We start from the raw sequence: 15,533 nt of genomic DNA on the forward strand, positions 1-15,533 counted from the left end.
GTGTTGCTGGTCGGGTGCAGGCTAGTCGAAAGCGGCCCCAAGGCTACGGCGCGAAAAGGGGTTTCGGGCATCCCGCGCCGACTCATCGCGGCCGCGATTGGTCCCGCTCCGGGGCCGTGCCATATCCCAGCTGGTCACCGTCCGTGTGGCCTGATCCAGGAGTTACGCGATGCCCGAAGCCTACATCATCGATGCCGTGCGCACGCCGCGGGCGATCGGCAAGGTGGGCAAGGGCGCGCTCTCGCACCTCCACCCGCAGCACCTCGCCGCGACCGTGCTCAAGGCCATTGCCGAGCGCAACGGGCTTAACACCGCCGAGGTCGATGACGTGATCTGGGGCTGTTCGGCGCAGATGGGGCTGCAGGGCGGCGATATGGGGCGGATGGCCGCGCTCGACGCCGGCTATGACGTCAAGGCCTCGGGAGTCACGCTCGACCGGTTCTGCGGCAGCGGGCTGACCGCCACCAACCTCGCCGCCGCCCAGGTGATAAGCGGGATGGAGGATCTGGTGATCGCGGGCGGCACCGAGATGATGAGCCACGTGGTCGACTATGGCGGCAAGGTGCGTGCGGCCGGGGTGGCTGTGGCGAGCGGCCTCGGTACCGGCAATGCCCGGCTCCAGGCGCTCCACCCGCAGTCGAACCAGGGTGTCTGCGCCGATGCGATCGCGGCGCTGGAGGGCATCGGCCGGGCTGAACTGGACGCCTTCGGCGTGGAAAGCCAGCGCCGCGCTGCGCGCGCCCTGGCCGAAGGCCGCTTCGCCCGCTCGGTCGTGCCGGTGCTCGACGATGCCGGCGCCGTGGTGCTCGATCATGAGGAATACCCCCGGCCCGACACCACGCCCGAGGGGCTCGCCGCGATCAAGCCCGCCTTCGCGGCATTCCTCGACATGCCGTCGAGCCCGGGGGGCGAGACCTTCCGCCAGCTGATCAACCGGAAGTACCCTGACGTCGACATAGAACCGCTGCACCACGTTGGCACCTCGTCGGGCGTGGTCGATGGCGCTGCGGCGATCCTGCTGGCCTCGGGCCGCTATGCTGCCGCACACGGGCTCAAGCCGCGCGCGCGAATCGTGGCGACTGCCAACATGGGCGATTGCCCCACGCTGATGCTCAACGGACCCGTTCCGGCCGCGCGCAAGGTTCTGGCCAAGGCCGGGCTGGCCAAGGACGACATCGACGTGTGGGAGGTCAACGAAGCCTTTGCCGTCGTTGTCGAAAAGTTCATTCGTGACCTTGATCTGGACCGGGCACGGGTGAACATCAATGGTGGGGCGATCGCTCTTGGCCATCCTATTGGGGCGACCGGGGCAGTCCTGATCGGCACCGCGCTGGACGAGCTGGAGCGGTCCGGGGGGCGCTATGCCCTCATCACCATGTGTGCTGCGGGTGGGATGGCCCCGGCCATCATCATCGAACGCGTCTAGGCGCACGGATCCGGGAGGCAGCGGCATCGACAGCACCAGGCCTGGACGGCGCGGAGTCGCCTTGCGGCTCGGGATGATCGTGCGGCAATTGCGGCGCGATTTCGACCGCGAGGTGGCCAGCCTTGGCATCACCGGCTCGCAGGGCACGCTGCTGTTCGCCGTCGCCACGGCCCCCGGCGCGACCCAGCGCGGGATCGCCGACATGCTCGAGATGACCGAGGCAGCAGCCGGGCGGCTGATCGACCGGATGGTCGCCGAGGAGCTGCTCGAACGCCGGCCCAAGCCCGATGACCGGCGGGCGCACTGCATCTATCTGACCGGGCGAGCCCAAGCCGTGCTCGAGGCCCTGTCGGCAATGGGCGACCACCATGAGGAGCGGCTGCTGGCCGGGCTCGGAGAGGCCGAGCGCGACGAGCTGCTCCGCCTGCTCGATCACGTCGCGGGCAATCTTCAGGCCTGAACGGCGCGGGTGGCGCCCGCCGGGATCACGCCCAGGCGGGGACCAGGCAGACCACGGCAAAATTCAGCACGGTGAGGGTCAGGGCGATGGTGACGGGAAGCAGCTTGGTCATGGGAGGGTCTCCTGCGGGTCTTCTGGCGAGGCATCGAATGGAGCTCGGTAAGTACTAACCTATATTAGTATCGCAGAGCTTAATGTCAAGATGGCTGGCAAATGCCACCAGGGCCAGAACGCGCAAGGCGTCCCGGCCCTGCCGAGATTCCCGAAGGATATGGGCGCGAGGACGGCTACTTGGGTGGCATGCGGATGCCACCGTCGATCCGCAGGCACTGCCCGTTGAGATAGGTGTTGCGGACCAGCTCGAGCATCAGGCTGGCGAACTCGTCCGGTCGGCCGAGGCGGCGCGGGAACGGCACCGAAGCTTCGAGCCCGGCATAGATCGCCGGGGCCTTGTCCTTCACCCCCAGCATCGGCGGGGTGGCGAAGATGCCCGGTACGATCGCGTTGACGCGCACACCCAGATCCATCAGGTCGCGTGCCATCGGCAGGACCATCGCGTTGACCGCGCCCTTGCCAGCGCCATAGGCAACCTGCCCGATCTGGCCGTCCTGTGAGGCGGCCGAGGAGGTCAGCACGATCGTCCCGCGTTCGCCGTCCGCGTTGAGTGGTTCGGCGCCGGCCATGCCCTGGGCGGCGATCGAGGCGACCCGGTAGGTGGCGACGGCGATGCCCAGCATGGCCCGCTCGAAGCCCTCGGTCGACGCCCGCTTGAGCGCCCCGGTCTCCTTGTCCCAGCCGAGTGTCTTGCCCCCGCCCGCGACCATTGCGCAGTGCACCAGCACGCGCTCCTGCCCGTGCGCTGCCCGCGCCGCGGCAAAGCCGGCCAGCACGCTGTCCTCGGACATGATGTCGACCTTGCAGAACAACCCGTTAATCTCGGCGGCGAGAGCTGTCCCGGCCTCCTCGTTGAGGTCGAACACGGCGACCTTGACCCCGGCGCCGGCAAGCGCGAGCGCGCTGGCGCGGCCGAGGCCCGAGGCCCCTCCGGTGACGATCGCGGCAAGCGAAGGTCCGATCTCCATGTGCCGTAACTCCCCCTGGTTGTCCGGCCCGCTGCGGCCCTTGATCGCCGACCTATCAAGAGATTCCCCAGGACGCTCAAGCGGGCGCGAACGGCCTGTCCCGGATATCGTGCCGGCGTTGCCCGCGGCCGCCAAACGGCGCCTTACGCCGCCCCCTGCGCTCCGCCGCCATCGTGCGAGCGATAGCAGGACCCGACACGCCATTTGGGGTTTGCGCCCCAAGGGGCAAGAACTAGTTGAAGGGTTCGAATTGCGACAGACGCGATCGCGCTAGAGGGCGACGGGGATCGAATGACACAGGTAATGAAGGGCATCCGCATCCTCGAGGTGGCGCAGTTCACCTTTGTCCCGGCCGCGGGCGGCGTCCTGGCCGACTGGGGCGCCGACGTGATCAAGATCGAGCACCCGGTCCGCGGCGATGCCCAGCGCGGCTTCCTCAACATGGGCGGTGTCACGCTCGATCCGCAGCGCCACACCCTGTTCGAGCACCCCAATCGCGGCAAGCGCAGCGTCGGCATCGACATCTCGACCCCCGAGGGCCAGGAGGTCCTGTACGAGCTGGCCAAGTCGGCCGACGTGTTTCTGACCAACTACCTGCCGCACATCCGCCAGAAGAACCGCTTCGATGTTGAGCACATCCGCGCGGTCAATCCCAACATCATCTACGCCCGCGGCAGCGCCTATGGCGCCAAGGGGCCGGAGGCCGGGGTCGGCGGTTTCGACGGCACGGCGTTCTGGTCGCGCAGCGGCGTGGCCATGGCGATGACCCCCGAGGAGCTCCCCGGACCGCTCAACCAGGGTATCCCGGCCTTCGGCGATTCGATCGGCGGCATGTTCATTGCCGGTGGCATCTCGGCCGCGCTGCTCCACCGCGAGCGGACCGGCGAGGCCACGGTCATGGATGTCTCGCTGTTGAGCGCGGCGGCCTGGGCCTCGGGCGCGCTGATCGCGCAGGTGGCCGAGACCGGGGTGTCGACCCGAAACCCCATGCCCGGCCAGGGCGGTGCTGCGCGCAACCCGTTCCAGGGCAACTACCAGACCGCTGATGGCGGCACGATCAACCTGTGCACGCTGAGCCCGACCGGTCACATCCGCAGCCTGTTCGAGCACGTCGGCGTGCCCGAGGCCGCCGACGACCCGCGCTTCGCCGACGCCCGCGCCCTATTCGAGAACGCCGGGGCCGCCAGCGACATCCTGGTCAAGGCCTTCGCCGCCAAGCCGTTCGCCTACTGGCGTCAGCACCTCAAGACCTTCACCGGCCAGTGGGCCCCGATCCAGTCGTTCGAGGACCTGCTCACCGACGAGCAGGCCCTCGCCAACGACATGATCGTCGAGGTCGCCGCCGCCGATGGCAGCGACCGCCCGCTCAAGCTGGTGCGCGGCCCGGTGCAGTTCGACGGCCAGCCGGTGGTCACCACCCGCTCTCCCGAAGCCTCCGAGCACACCGAACTGGTGCTGATGGAACTGGGTTTCGAATGGGAGCGGATCGAACAACTCAAGTCTGCCGGCGCGATCGCCTGAGCGGGGGAACCACGATGAAGCCCGGGATGAAGCTGAAGAGCCAGGTGTGCAACACCGAGGTTATGGTGATCCGCTGCGGGACCGGACAGGTCGAGTGCGGCGGGGTGCCGATGGCCGAGGACAAGCCCGCGGCGCCTGGTGTGCCGGCCGAGGGCAAGGCGGCCGGAACCCTGATGGGCAAGCGCTATGTCGATGCGACGGGCAGCTTCGAGCTGCTCTGTGTCAAGCCCGGCGAAGGCTCGCTTTCGGTTGACGGCGTGATCCTGACGATCAAGGACGCCAAGCCGCTTCCAGCCTCGGACTGATCCGACCCGATGAATCTCGCCCTGTTCCTTGAAATGGCGGCGGAAGCGGCGCCTGACCGGATCGGTCTGGTCTGCGATGGTCGCCGTTGGTCCTATGCCGAGCTGCTCGCCGGTGCACGCGGCGCGGCGCGGCGGATCGTCGCCAGCGGCTGCAGCCATGTCGCCCTGCTCGATGAATCGAGCGAGGCGGCGGTGCTCGCCCTGTTCGGCGCGGCCCTGGCCGGCGTGCCTTACTGCCCGCTCAACTACCGCCTTGCCGATGCGGATCTGGCCGGTCTGCTGGGACGCATCCAGCCGGCGCTGATCGTCGGCGACGTCGCCCGGTCGACCCGGCTGTGCGACGGCAACGTCACCCTGTCGCGGGCCGATTTCGTCGCGGCCGCACTGGCCGAGCCGCCGCTGGACGAGGCGGCGGACGGCGACGGGATCGCCATCCAGCTGTTCACCAGCGGTACCACCGCGGCGCCCAAGGCGGCGATCCTGCGCCATGCCAACCTGGTCTCGTACATTCTGGGCACGGTCGAGTTCGGTGCCGCGGAGGAAAGCGACGCGGCGCTGGTCTCGGTTCCCCCCTACCACATCGCCGGGATCTCGGCGCTGCTCAGTTCGATCTATGCGCAGCGTCGCATCGTGATGCTGCCGGCTTTCACGCCGGAGGCCTGGCTTGCCCTGGCCGCGAGTGAAGCGGTGACCAATGCCTTCGTCGTGCCGACCATGCTGGCCCGGATCATCGACGCGCTGGAGACTGCGCCCACTGCCTTGCCGGCGCTGCAGGCGGTGGCCTATGGTGGCGGCAAGATGCCGTTGGAGGTCATCCACAAGGCGCTCGACCGCTTCCCGGCCACTGGCTTCACCAATGCCTATGGCCTGACCGAGACCAGTTCGACCATTGCCCTGCTTGGCCCCGAAGATCATCGCGCCGCCCATGGGGCCAGCGATCCGGCGGTGCGCGCCCGGCTCGGTTCGGTCGGCAAGCCCCTGCCCACGGTCGAGCTGGAGATCCGCGATGAAAGCGGCCGGGCCCTTCCGCCGGGCGAGCCCGGCGAGATCTTCGTGCGCGGCGATCAGGTTTCGGGCGAGTACCGCGAGCGCAGCGCGCTGACGGACGACGGCTGGTTCCCGACCCGCGACGCAGGCTACCTCGATGCCGAGGGCTACCTGTTCCTCTCCGGCCGGGCCGACGATGTGATCGTCCGCGGCGGCGAGAACCTCTCCCCCGGCGAGATCGAGGACGTGCTGCTGGGCCATCCGGCGATCGCCGATGCCTGTGCCGTCGGCGTCCCTTCGGTCGAGTGGGGCGAGGCCGTGGGCGTGGCGCTGGTGCTGCGCGACGGACATGACCGGCCGGGCGAGGCCGAGATCCGGCAACTGGTGCGCGATCGGCTGCGCTCCAGCCGGGTGCCCGAGGCGATCCGCTTCGAGCCGGCGCTGCCCTACAACGAGATGGGCAAGCTGCTGCGGCGCGAGGTGCGCAAGCTCTTTGCCGCCTGATCCGCGCGCCCTGCCGCTGGCCGACTGGGCCGAGGCCCGGCTGCGGGATCTTGCTGCGCTCCTCCCCTCCCCCGCACTGGCAGCGCTCGATGGCGACCGGCTGCTGGGGATGCGCGCGCGGTTCAATGGCTTCCTCGTGCCGGGTCGTGTGTCAGCCGGTGGCGGCTGTCGCTTGCACCGTACCCGTGACGGCTGGATCGCGCTCAACCTCGCCCGCGCCGACGACCTCAGCCTGCTTCCGGCGCTGACCGGAATGGATGGGCTTGACCGGGCCGAGCCCGAGCGGCTCACGGCCGCATTCGCCGCGCTGTCCAGCGATGACCTGCTGGCTCAGGGGCGTTTGCTGGGGCTGGCCATCGCCGGGTTGGACGAGCAGCCGGCCAGTCCCGCGGTGGTCGAGACGGTGCCGGGGCTGGCCCGGCCAGGCCGCCCCGATCGGGCGCCGCTGGTGGTCGATCTCACCGCGCTCTGGGCCGGGCCGCTTGCCGCACGCCTGCTCGGGCTGGGCGGAGCGCGGGTGATCAAGGTGGATAGCGCCAACCGGCCCGACCCGCTGCGCCATGGCGATCCGGCGCTGCATGACTGGCTCGACCGCGGCAAGGAGCACCTCGCACTCGACCTGCGCAGACCCGCCGACCGTGACCGCCTGATCGCCCTGATCCGCGGCGCTAACGTGGTGATCGAGGCGGCGCGTCCGCGCGCGCTGCACCAGCTCGGGATCGATGCCGAGGCGCTGGTCCGCGAGGTGCCCGGCCTGGCGTGGATCACCATCACCGGGCACGGGACCAGCGGCGCGGCGGCCGACTGGGTCGGCTTTGGCGACGATGCGGCGGTGGCCGGCGGACTGAGCGCCGCGCTGCGCGAGGCCACCGGCAAGATCGGCTTCGTCGGAGATGCCGTGGCCGATCCCCTGAGCGGGCTGGTCGCAGCCGGCGAGGCGGCGAGCCGGCTGGTCGATGGCACCGGCGGCCGGGTGATCGTGGCGATGAGCGGGGTGGTGGCGGCGGCGCTGGCCGATCGGCGCCGCAGCGACCCAGCGGGCCTTAACGCCAGCCTGCGCCGCTGGGCTCAGGCGGTCGGCACGCCGCTGGCCGCGGCCTGAGCAGTCCCGGCCCAGTCGGGCCCGTCGACAATCCGGTCGACGAGACCCCAGTCCAGCGCGGTCTGCGCCGACATGCGGCGCCCGCTCAGCACCAGCCGTGCGGTCAGGGCGCGGCCGATCCGGTGGGTCAGCGCCACACAGCCGCCGGCGCCCGGGATCAGACCCATGGCCAGTTCGGGCAGCTGAAACCAGGCCGAAGGCCGGGCCAGCACGGTGGCGGCGAAGGCCGCCATCTCCAGCCCTGAGCCGACGCAGGCGCCGTGCACCCGGGCCTCTAATCGGCTCGCGCAGCGCACCAGCGCGTGGGCCGGCAGCGTCTGCCGGCGGATGGCGTGGGCTACCAGCGGATCGGTGGTCGTGCCGAATTCGGCCAGCTCGGCGCCGACCGAGAAGGCCCGTCCGCGGCCCTCCAGCGTGACCCGGCGGACCGCCGGATCGAGCGCGGCGATGTCGAAGGCCTCGCGCAGCGCATCGCGCATCGCCCGGTCGATTGCGTTGAGGGCCTGCGGCCGGTCCATCACCACGGCCAGCGTGTCGCCGGTGCGCGTGACCGCGACCGTGCCCGGCGGGACGGGCGCGGCCGCGCCGCGGGCCGCGCGCCAGTGGCGGTGCTCGGCCCCGCCCTGCAACAGGCCATAGGCGAGCGACTCGGCAACGAGCGCGTCGGTCGGCGGCAGTGCGGCCACGATCCGCAGCAGCTGGACCAGCACTGCCGCCGCCTGCGGGTTGCGCGTGCAGTTGCGCACGATCAGCGCCGCCTCGGCGTGGTCCGGCACCACGGCGTCGAGCCGGGGCGCCAGCGGATGGTCCGGCGTGCCGAGACCGATCACCGGAAAGGGCGGCAACGCGCACGCGCCGCCATCGCTCCCGGCCGCCTCGCGGGCAAGGTCGATCACAGCCACGGGGAGCGGCGCCTCCGCCCATGGCAGGGCCAGCAGCGCCGCGGCGGGCAGCAGGGGCAGGTCGGGGGCCATCGCGGCCCAGCCTAGCCTCTTGCCGCGCCCGCGCAAACCGCCGGGGCATCGTCGCCGCGTTGTCTCGGCGGGTGCACTTGTCAGGGCGGGACCGCGCCATAAGCTTGCCCGATGTCGACCCCCCTGCCCGCTCTGGTCCGCGCCGCGCTGAATCGTGCGGACGCGCGGCCGGCGCTGTGCTTCGCCGATCGCTGGTATGCCTGGGGCGAACTGCGCGCGCTGGCCGCGGGGGTGGACGCGGCGCTGACCGCGGCGGGGGCCCCAGCGGCGGCGCCGGTCGGGTTCGTGCCGCGCAACCGGCCCGAGGCGGTGGCCGCGCTGCTGGCGCTGCTCGCAGCGGGACGCTCGGTGCGGATGATCTATGCCTTTCAGTCGGCCGACCAGATCGCCGCCAGCCTGCGGCGGCCGGGAATCGCCGCCGTGGTCCTGCACGCTCAGGATGTCGCCCCCGAGATCCTGGCGTCGGCGCGGGCCGAGGGGCTTGGCCTGGTGGTCCTGGCGGAGGATGGCAGCGCTTCGGCTGAGCTGGCCGCCGGCCCGGCCGGTCAGGCCGTCGCGGCGGAGGCAGCGCCCCGGATCGAGATCCTGACCAGCGGCACCACCGGGCCACCCAAGCACTTTCCGGTGCCCTACAGCCTGATCGAGCAGCACTTCCTCTCCACCCCGCTGACCCAGGCGCAGGGCGATGCCCCCGAGGCGGCGGCACCGTTCCTGCTCTACTTCCCGCTCGGCAACATCACCGGGCTCTATTCGACCCTGCCAACCTTGTTACACGGCCAGCGCGCGATCCTGCTCGAGCGCTTCTCGGTGGAAGCGTGGCATGCCTATGTCCGCGCCTGGCGTCCGGTCCATGCCGGGGTCCCGCCCAGCGCGGTTCGCCAGATCCTCGAGGCGGATCTGCCGGTGGCCGACCTGGCCTCGATCGCGCGGATGGGGGTTGGCGCGGCGCCGCTCGACCCCGCGGTCCAGGCGGCCTTCGAGGCGCGCTACGGGATCCCGGTGCTGCTCTCCTATGGCGCGACCGAGTTCGCCGGACCGGTGGCGATGATGACCGCCGAGCTTCACGCGCAATGGGGCGCGTCCAAGCGCGGGTCGGTTGGGCGGGCGCTGCCAGGCGTCCAGCTGCGGGTGGTTGACGATACGACCGGGCGGCGCTGTCCGCCCGGCGAGACCGGCCTACTGCAGGTGATCGCCCCGCGGATCGGACCGGAGTGGATCGCCACCGCCGATCTGGCCTGCCTCGATGCCGATGGCTTCCTGTTCCTCAAGGGCCGCGCCGATGGCGCGATCATGCGCGGCGGGTTCAAGATCCTACCCGAGACGATCGAGGCGGCGCTGCTGCTGCATCCCGCCGTGGCCGAGGCGGCGGTGACCGGAGTCGCCGATTCCCGGGTCGGCGAGGTGCCGGCGGCCGCTGTGCGCCTCGTTCCCGGAGCCGAGGTGCCCGCGACCGACGCGCTCGCCGCGCACGTGCGCCGGCACTGCCTCGCCACCCACGTGCCAGTCCACTGGTGGGTCGGTCCGGAACTGCCCCGCACCCCCTCGCTCAAGGTCGACCGCCAGGCGCTCAAACGATTGTTTTCGGACGCCCTGCCCCAAGGGGAAGGCTAAAAAACCGATAACCTATCATTTTTGTTTGACAGCCCTCCCGATTCCAGTGAACACTCCTGTTCATAAGAGCACGGGAGAGACCAATGAGTGCCACTGAGTCGAACAAGGCGAAAATCGCCCGTCGAGTCGTCGAAGTTCTTGAATTCTTTGACGAAGATCATCCGCACGCGACTGTCATGGATATCGTCCGCCGCTACAACCGGCCGCAGTCCAGCACCTCGGAGCTGCTGTCGAGTCTGGTCGGCCTCGGACTGCTCTACAAGGATCCGGTGACCCGGTCGTTCACCCCCACGCCGCGCGCCGCGCTGCTCGGTTCGTCGGTCCAGTCCGGAGTGGTCCGCGATGGCCGTCTTGCCGGGCTGATTGACCGCCTGTCGGCGCAGACCGGGCTCGGCATCGCCGTTTTCGGGATGGTTGGGACCACCGCCCAGATCTTCAACTGGCGCCCTGGCAAGTGGCAGCTGCGCACCTCGCAGACCGACGGACTGGCTGGTGGCCAGCACGAAGTTCTGACCGAGACCGCTGCAGGCCACCTGCTCCTGTCCACCCTGCCGCAAGCGCGCCGCGATGGCCTGCTGCGCCGGATCAATGCCGAGGCACCCGCCGAGCGCAAGTTCGTGTTCGGCGAGATGGTCGCCCGGATCCAGGCTTGCGCCGACAGCGGCTATGCTGCCGGCGTGGCCGGCTTTGGTTCGATCGCCGACGTCGCGGCGATGCTCCTGCCCGACCAGCCGGCCGGGCGTCCGCTCGCCATCGGCCTGGTCTACGAGCCGTCGGAGCAGATCAACGCCGACATGCTGCGCACCACCTTGGCCGAGGCGATCGCGCGCTGCACCAGCGAGGCCCCGTCGCCGGCGGCCGAGGTTGAGCGCATCGCGGGCGTCGCCTGAACCATAGACACTGCGGCAATCCAGGAGGACACACGTGGCTGAATCCGATCCCGTCGAACTCGCCCAGGCGGCGCGCAAGTACTGGTCAGCCGAAGGATACACCGCCGGCGGTGTGATCCGCGAGGTCGACTATGCCACGCAGTCTGGGGGGCTCGATCCGAGCCTGGCCGGCATCAAGATCGTCGATACCGATACGCACATCACCGAAGCGCCCGACCTGTTCACGTCTCGGGCCCCGGCGGCGCTTAAGGCGAAGATGCCCTACGTCCGCCTTGATGCCGATGGCGTCGAACGCTGGTACATCGGCGATCGCAACTGTGGCACGCTGGGCGGCAACGTCATCCGCGCCGACAACAACAAGCTGCTCGGCCGTCTCGCCTTCCCGACACTCGAGGAGGCTCACCCCGGTGGCCATCTCGTCCCGGAGCGCCTGCGCGCCATGGACGACATGGGGATCTATGCGCAGATCTGCTTCCAGAACTCAGGGATCACCCAGGCAGGGACACTCATGAGCCTTGGCGACCCGGAAGTCGCCCTGACCATCATCAAGGTCTACAACGATGCCTCGGCCGAAATTCAGGCGCAATCGGGGCAGCGCATGTTCAACATGGCTCATCTGCCGTTCTGGAACCAGCGCGAGATGGAGCTGGAAGCCCGGCGCTGCATCGACATGGGCCTCAAGGGCTTTGTGCTGCCCGATACGCCCGAGCGGGTCGGCGTTCCCAGTTTCAACTACGATTATTGGACCGGCTTTCTCGAACTGTGCGATGCGACCGGGACACCCCTCAACTTCCACCTCAATTCGGCGGTGGACCCGAACACCCTGACCTGGGAAGGATTCGGGTTCGAACAGACGCTGTCGGTGGTCGCCACCATGTTCTCGATCGGCAATGCCGCAACCCTGGGCAACTGGATGGTCTCGGGTCGACTCGACCGGCACCCGAACCTCAAGATCGGTCTGATCGAGAGTGGCATGGGCTGGGTCCCATTTGCGGTCGAAGCGCTGGAACACCAGTTCCAGGAGATGCTTCCCAGCAAGCGCGACGTTCTGAAGAAGCAGCCGTGGGACTACTTCCGCGATCACTTCATGTGCACCTTCTGGTTCGAGAAGGTTGCTCCGAAGCTGCTGCTCGAGACGATCGGTGTCGACAACGTCATGTTCGAGACCGACTTCCCGCACCCGACCTCACTTTACCCCGGGGTTCAGGCGCATCTCGTCGACGTGCTCGGTGGCTACGACTACGCCATCAAGAAGAAGGTGCTGCAGGACAACGCCTCGCGGTTCTACAACCTGGGGCTCTGATCGGCCCAACACCCAGCAGACCAGGCCCCGCCGGATTACCCGGCGGGGCCTCGTGCTATCCGGCGCGGACGTGGCGGGGGGCGATCCGTCCCCGGGCTCAGGTTCAGTCTTCGCGGCGAAGGAACCCGTCGGCGGTGAGATGGTCCAGCGGCTGCCGCTCGCCCCGGGTGAAATCGAGCACCTGCCCGATCCGCTGGGCCACGTGCTTGCGTTCCTCCTGGAAGGTGTAGCAATTGGGCGGCATCCGGCTGGCATCGTTCTGGCCCTCGGCTGGCAGGCTGCGCCCATGGCCGAGGATCGTGCCCCACTGCAGCAGCCGTGCCGGCTCCTGCAGCCCGTCCGGCAGCGACTGGATCCACGGACGCAGCTTGAACAGCGAGGCGCCGGCGGCCGCCTCCGGTGCCACCAGCACGTCGTCGCGGTGCGCCAGTGTGAGCAGGGTTGCGCCGTCGCGCGCGATCTCTGCGTGGCACAGCCCGTCGACCGGATCGCTGACCCGGATGTCATAGGTCAGCGCAGCGCGGTCGGCGGCATGGGCCGCGGCGAGGAGCGCCAGGTCGTGGAGATGGGTGCAGTTGGCCTGCTTTGCGCCGCGCTGCACCGCCTCTGCCAGCAGCGTGCCGGTGAAGGTCGCGGCGAGAACCACGGGCGCGCCCGGACAGGTTGACCAAGGCGCCCGCTCCATCGCGCTCTCCACCGCGAGGATCCGCGCACCATCATGGCGCAGCGTCACCGCCATGCAGTGGTAGTCGTCCTCCACCGCTGCGCGGACCCTGCCCGGGCCAGGCTCGACGCGGAACCGCCGGCGAAATCCGGGCGCGCGGTCAATCACGGGTGAGGAGCAGCGCGGCGGCCATCGGCCCGCCGCCCGAGGTGGCCACCGCCACCCGCGGATCGCCCCGGACCTGGCGCGCCCCGCCCTGCCCGCGTAGCTGGACCACGCCTTCGTAAGCGAAGCCGAAGCCGTGCAGGCGGCCCCAGCCGAGCTGGCCGCCGCCCGTGTTCATCGGCAGCTCGCCGTCAAGCGCGATGCGCGTGCCGCCCTCGATGAAGCGATGACCCTCGCCGACCTCGCAGAATCCCAGCCCCTCGAGCCAGGTGATCGGCTGGAAGGCGAAACCGTCATAGAACTGCACCAGATCGACGTCGCCGGCCGTGTAGTCGGTGTTGCGCCACAGGTCCCGGCCAGTCGGATAGGCGCTGGCCCATTCGGCCTGGTCCCACGAATAGCGCTCGACCGAGCCGGCGGTCGCCGCGATCCGCACCGGGATCGAGCCGACCTCGTCGAGCACGTCCGAGGCCGAGACGATCACTACGGTCGAGGCATCGGTGAAGCGGTCGCAGTCGTAGAGGCAGAACGGCGACGAGATCATCCGCGCGGCCATGTAGGTGTCCAGTGACAAGGGCTGCTTGACCAGCGCGCGCGGATTGAGCGCGGCGTTGCGGTGATCGTTGAGCGCGATCTGCGCCAGCTGCTCGCGGGTCATGCCGTAGCGCTTCATGTGCCGCACGGCGAACTGGGCGGTCCAGCAGGCGGCGGAGAAGGCCCCGAACGGCGAGACCCACTGCGAATTGCCGGTCACGTCCTTGCGCCGCTCGAGCGGGGGGAACTCCTCCGGGCGGGCCATCGCCGCGGCCTCGTAGACCGTGCGGAAGCAGATCACGTGGCGCGCCAGCCCGGCCTTCACCGCCGCCGCCGCATCGGCGATGGCGCCGAGCTGGGCAGTGGCCTCGGCCGCGCCGGTGTGCCAGCGCGTGCGCAGCCCGCAGGCCTCGATCACCTCGTCCACGCCGATCGGGGAAAACCCGAGGAAGGTCTGCATCTTGCCCGGATAGGTCGCGACCCCGTCGATCTGCGCCAGGGTCAAACCGGCATCGGCCACGGCCTCGCGGATCGCGTCCATGGTCAGACCCAGCGGCGACCTGGTCAGGCGCACGCCGACCTCCGACATGCCGATTCCGGTGATGTAGGCTTCGCGCGCCATCTCAGCCCACCTTCTCGAACAGGGGATACCAGATGCCGTCCTGTTCCTCGAACACCACCCGGACCGGATCGTCGACATCGACCGCCTCGACCGGGCAGCCGACGATGTTGGTGGTGAGATAGACCCCTGGCGCATCGTCGAGCCGGACGCGCGCGATCACGAAGGGCACCTCCATGTCGGGCGCCCACTTCTGGTAGTTGATGGTGTAGGTATCGACCTGGCCGGTCCCGGCGACGGCGTGCGGCGCCACGTTCTCCGACTGGCAGTGGCGGCACACCTCGCGCGGGGGGTGGTTGAAGCCGCCGCAGTCGCCGCAGCGGTGGATGTAAAGGCGGCCCTCGGCGCCCCCGGTCCAGAATGCGCGGTTGTCCTTGTCGAGCCGGATGCGGGATCTTTGCCAGGTCATGATGCCGACCTTACCCCGGCGCGGGGCAAAGCCAATCGGCCTGTCCCGGCTATCGCCAAGGCGATTAGCGCCGGCCTGTCCCCAATCCGCTATCCCGCTGCGGGCGCGGCTGTGGCAGTCCCGCCGGCACGCACGAATTTGGGGAGCATGGAATGAGCAAGGCTCTGGGTTACAACGGCAAGCGCGTGATCGTGAGCGGCTGCTTTTCCGGCATGGGCGAGGCCACGGCGCGCGCGCTGATCGAACTGGGGGCCGAGGTTCACGGCTTCGACTTCAAGGACAGCAGCCTGCCGCTGGCCTCGTTCAACCGCCTCGACCTGCGCGATCCCGCCTCGATCGAGGCCGCGGTCGCCGCGGTCGGCGGCAAGGTCGATGCCCTGTTCAACTGTGCTGGCCTGCCCGGCGGCGGCGCCTTTCCGGCGCTCGACACCTTCAAGGTCAACTTCGCTGGCACCCGGCACCTGACCGAAAATGTCCTGCCGCTGATGGGTCCGGGCGGGGCGGTGGTGAGCATCGCCTCGACCGGCGGGCTGGGCTGGAGCCGCCGGATCCCGGTCCATATGGAGCTGATGCAGACCAGCGGCTTTGCCGGGGCGACTGCCTGGGCCGAGGCTCACCCCGAGCACGTTGCCGAGGGCTATGCCTTCTCGAAGGAGGCGGTGATCGTCTGGACGCAGTTCCTCTGCGCCCGCCTGATCAAGCAGGGCATCCGCATCAACTGCACCCTGCCCTCGCCCACCCAGACGCCGATGATGGACACCTTCCAGGCCACCTCGGGCAAGGAGGTGGTCGATGCCGCGGCCGAACCGCTCGGCCGCTATTCCACCGCCGAGGAGCAGGCCAACGGACTGCTGCTGATCAACAGCGACCTTGCCGGGATCGTCACCGGTGTGGTCCTGCCGGTGGATGGCGGCTTCATGGGCTCGCTGGCGACCGGCCAGATCGACATCTCGAAGATGATGAAGCGCGGCTGAAGC

The 15,533-nt window shown here is 69.6% G+C and carries 15 protein-coding genes; 10 read left to right on the plus strand and 5 right to left on the minus strand.

Going from position 1 to position 15,533, the window contains the following annotated elements:
• The first annotated feature begins 169 nt into the window (after positions 1-169).
• Entirely contained in the window at positions 170-1,426 is a 1,257-nt protein-coding gene (locus tag H7F53_RS00925) for an acetyl-CoA C-acetyltransferase (protein WP_185677583.1), read from the plus strand.
• Between the two features lie 73 nt (positions 1,427-1,499).
• Entirely contained in the window at positions 1,500-1,886 is a 387-nt protein-coding gene (locus tag H7F53_RS00930; RefSeq protein WP_246438376.1) for a MarR family winged helix-turn-helix transcriptional regulator, read from the plus strand.
• A gap of 287 nt (positions 1,887-2,173) precedes the next feature.
• On the opposite strand, the gene H7F53_RS00935 is transcribed toward H7F53_RS00930, so the two are convergent.
• Positions 2,174-2,968, minus strand: coding sequence for an SDR family oxidoreductase (locus tag H7F53_RS00935; protein WP_185677585.1), 795 nt, complete (start codon positions 2,966-2,968; stop codon positions 2,174-2,176).
• Between the two features lie 291 nt (positions 2,969-3,259).
• Here H7F53_RS00935 and H7F53_RS00940 point away from each other — a divergent pair, with 291 nt between their 5' ends.
• From H7F53_RS00940 to H7F53_RS00955, 4 genes are read left to right on the plus strand one after another with little or no spacing between them, the layout of a single operon-like run.
• A complete protein-coding gene (locus tag H7F53_RS00940) occupies positions 3,260-4,489 on the plus strand; it encodes a CaiB/BaiF CoA transferase family protein (RefSeq protein ID WP_185677586.1) in 1,230 nt (409 codons plus the stop codon).
• A 26-nt stretch (positions 4,490-4,515) separates the two neighbouring features.
• A complete protein-coding gene (locus tag H7F53_RS00945) occupies positions 4,516-4,794 on the plus strand; it encodes a hypothetical protein (RefSeq protein ID WP_246438377.1) in 279 nt (92 codons plus the stop codon).
• A 9-nt stretch (positions 4,795-4,803) separates the two neighbouring features.
• Positions 4,804-6,285: a class I adenylate-forming enzyme family protein gene (locus tag H7F53_RS00950; RefSeq protein WP_185677588.1), complete on the plus strand. Its 1,482-nt coding sequence runs from the start codon at positions 4,804-4,806 to the stop codon at positions 6,283-6,285.
• Positions 6,275-7,387: a CoA transferase gene (locus tag H7F53_RS00955; RefSeq protein WP_246438379.1), complete on the plus strand. Its 1,113-nt coding sequence runs from the start codon at positions 6,275-6,277 to the stop codon at positions 7,385-7,387. Before H7F53_RS00950 ends, H7F53_RS00955 begins: the two co-directional genes overlap by 11 nt.
• On the opposite strand, the gene H7F53_RS00960 is transcribed toward H7F53_RS00955, so the two are convergent.
• Complete coding sequence (locus tag H7F53_RS00960; RefSeq protein ID WP_185677589.1) at positions 7,354-8,361, minus strand: enoyl-CoA hydratase/isomerase family protein; 1,008 nt, start codon at positions 8,359-8,361, stop codon at positions 7,354-7,356. The two genes, H7F53_RS00955 and H7F53_RS00960, sit on opposite strands and share 34 nt — an antisense overlap.
• 111 nt (positions 8,362-8,472) lie before the next feature.
• Between H7F53_RS00960 and H7F53_RS00965 the strand changes: the two genes are divergently transcribed.
• From H7F53_RS00965 to H7F53_RS00975, 3 genes are all read left to right on the plus strand, one after another.
• Positions 8,473-9,972 (plus strand): class I adenylate-forming enzyme family protein, encoded by a 1,500-nt coding sequence (locus H7F53_RS00965; protein ID WP_185677590.1) that lies wholly within the window; start codon positions 8,473-8,475, stop codon positions 9,970-9,972.
• A gap of 83 nt (positions 9,973-10,055) precedes the next feature.
• Positions 10,056-10,862, plus strand: coding sequence for a helix-turn-helix domain-containing protein (locus tag H7F53_RS00970; protein WP_185677591.1), 807 nt, complete (start codon positions 10,056-10,058; stop codon positions 10,860-10,862).
• A gap of 34 nt (positions 10,863-10,896) precedes the next feature.
• Complete coding sequence (locus tag H7F53_RS00975; RefSeq protein WP_185677592.1) at positions 10,897-12,165, plus strand: amidohydrolase family protein; 1,269 nt, start codon at positions 10,897-10,899, stop codon at positions 12,163-12,165.
• Between the two features lie 103 nt (positions 12,166-12,268).
• Here the strand turns inward: H7F53_RS00975 and H7F53_RS00980 are convergent, their stop codons facing one another.
• The 3 genes from H7F53_RS00980 to H7F53_RS00990 form a co-directional block, all read right to left on the minus strand.
• Entirely contained in the window at positions 12,269-12,925 is a 657-nt protein-coding gene (locus tag H7F53_RS00980; RefSeq protein ID WP_343061839.1) for a hypothetical protein, read from the minus strand.
• A 64-nt stretch (positions 12,926-12,989) separates the two neighbouring features.
• Positions 12,990-14,150, minus strand: a complete 1,161-nt coding sequence (locus H7F53_RS00985) for a thiolase family protein (protein ID WP_185677594.1) — start codon at positions 14,148-14,150, stop codon at positions 12,990-12,992.
• Between the two features lies 1 nt (position 14,151).
• A complete protein-coding gene (locus tag H7F53_RS00990) occupies positions 14,152-14,556 on the minus strand; it encodes a Zn-ribbon domain-containing OB-fold protein (protein WP_185677595.1) in 405 nt (134 codons plus the stop codon).
• 152 nt (positions 14,557-14,708) lie between these two features.
• Here H7F53_RS00990 and H7F53_RS00995 point away from each other — a divergent pair, with 152 nt between their 5' ends.
• Entirely contained in the window at positions 14,709-15,530 is an 822-nt protein-coding gene (locus H7F53_RS00995; RefSeq protein ID WP_185677596.1) for a coniferyl-alcohol dehydrogenase, read from the plus strand.
• Positions 15,531-15,533: the final 3 nt, after the last annotated feature.

The organism is Novosphingobium piscinae, assembly GCF_014230355.1.
GTDB lineage: Bacteria > Pseudomonadota > Alphaproteobacteria > Sphingomonadales > Sphingomonadaceae > Novosphingobium > Novosphingobium piscinae.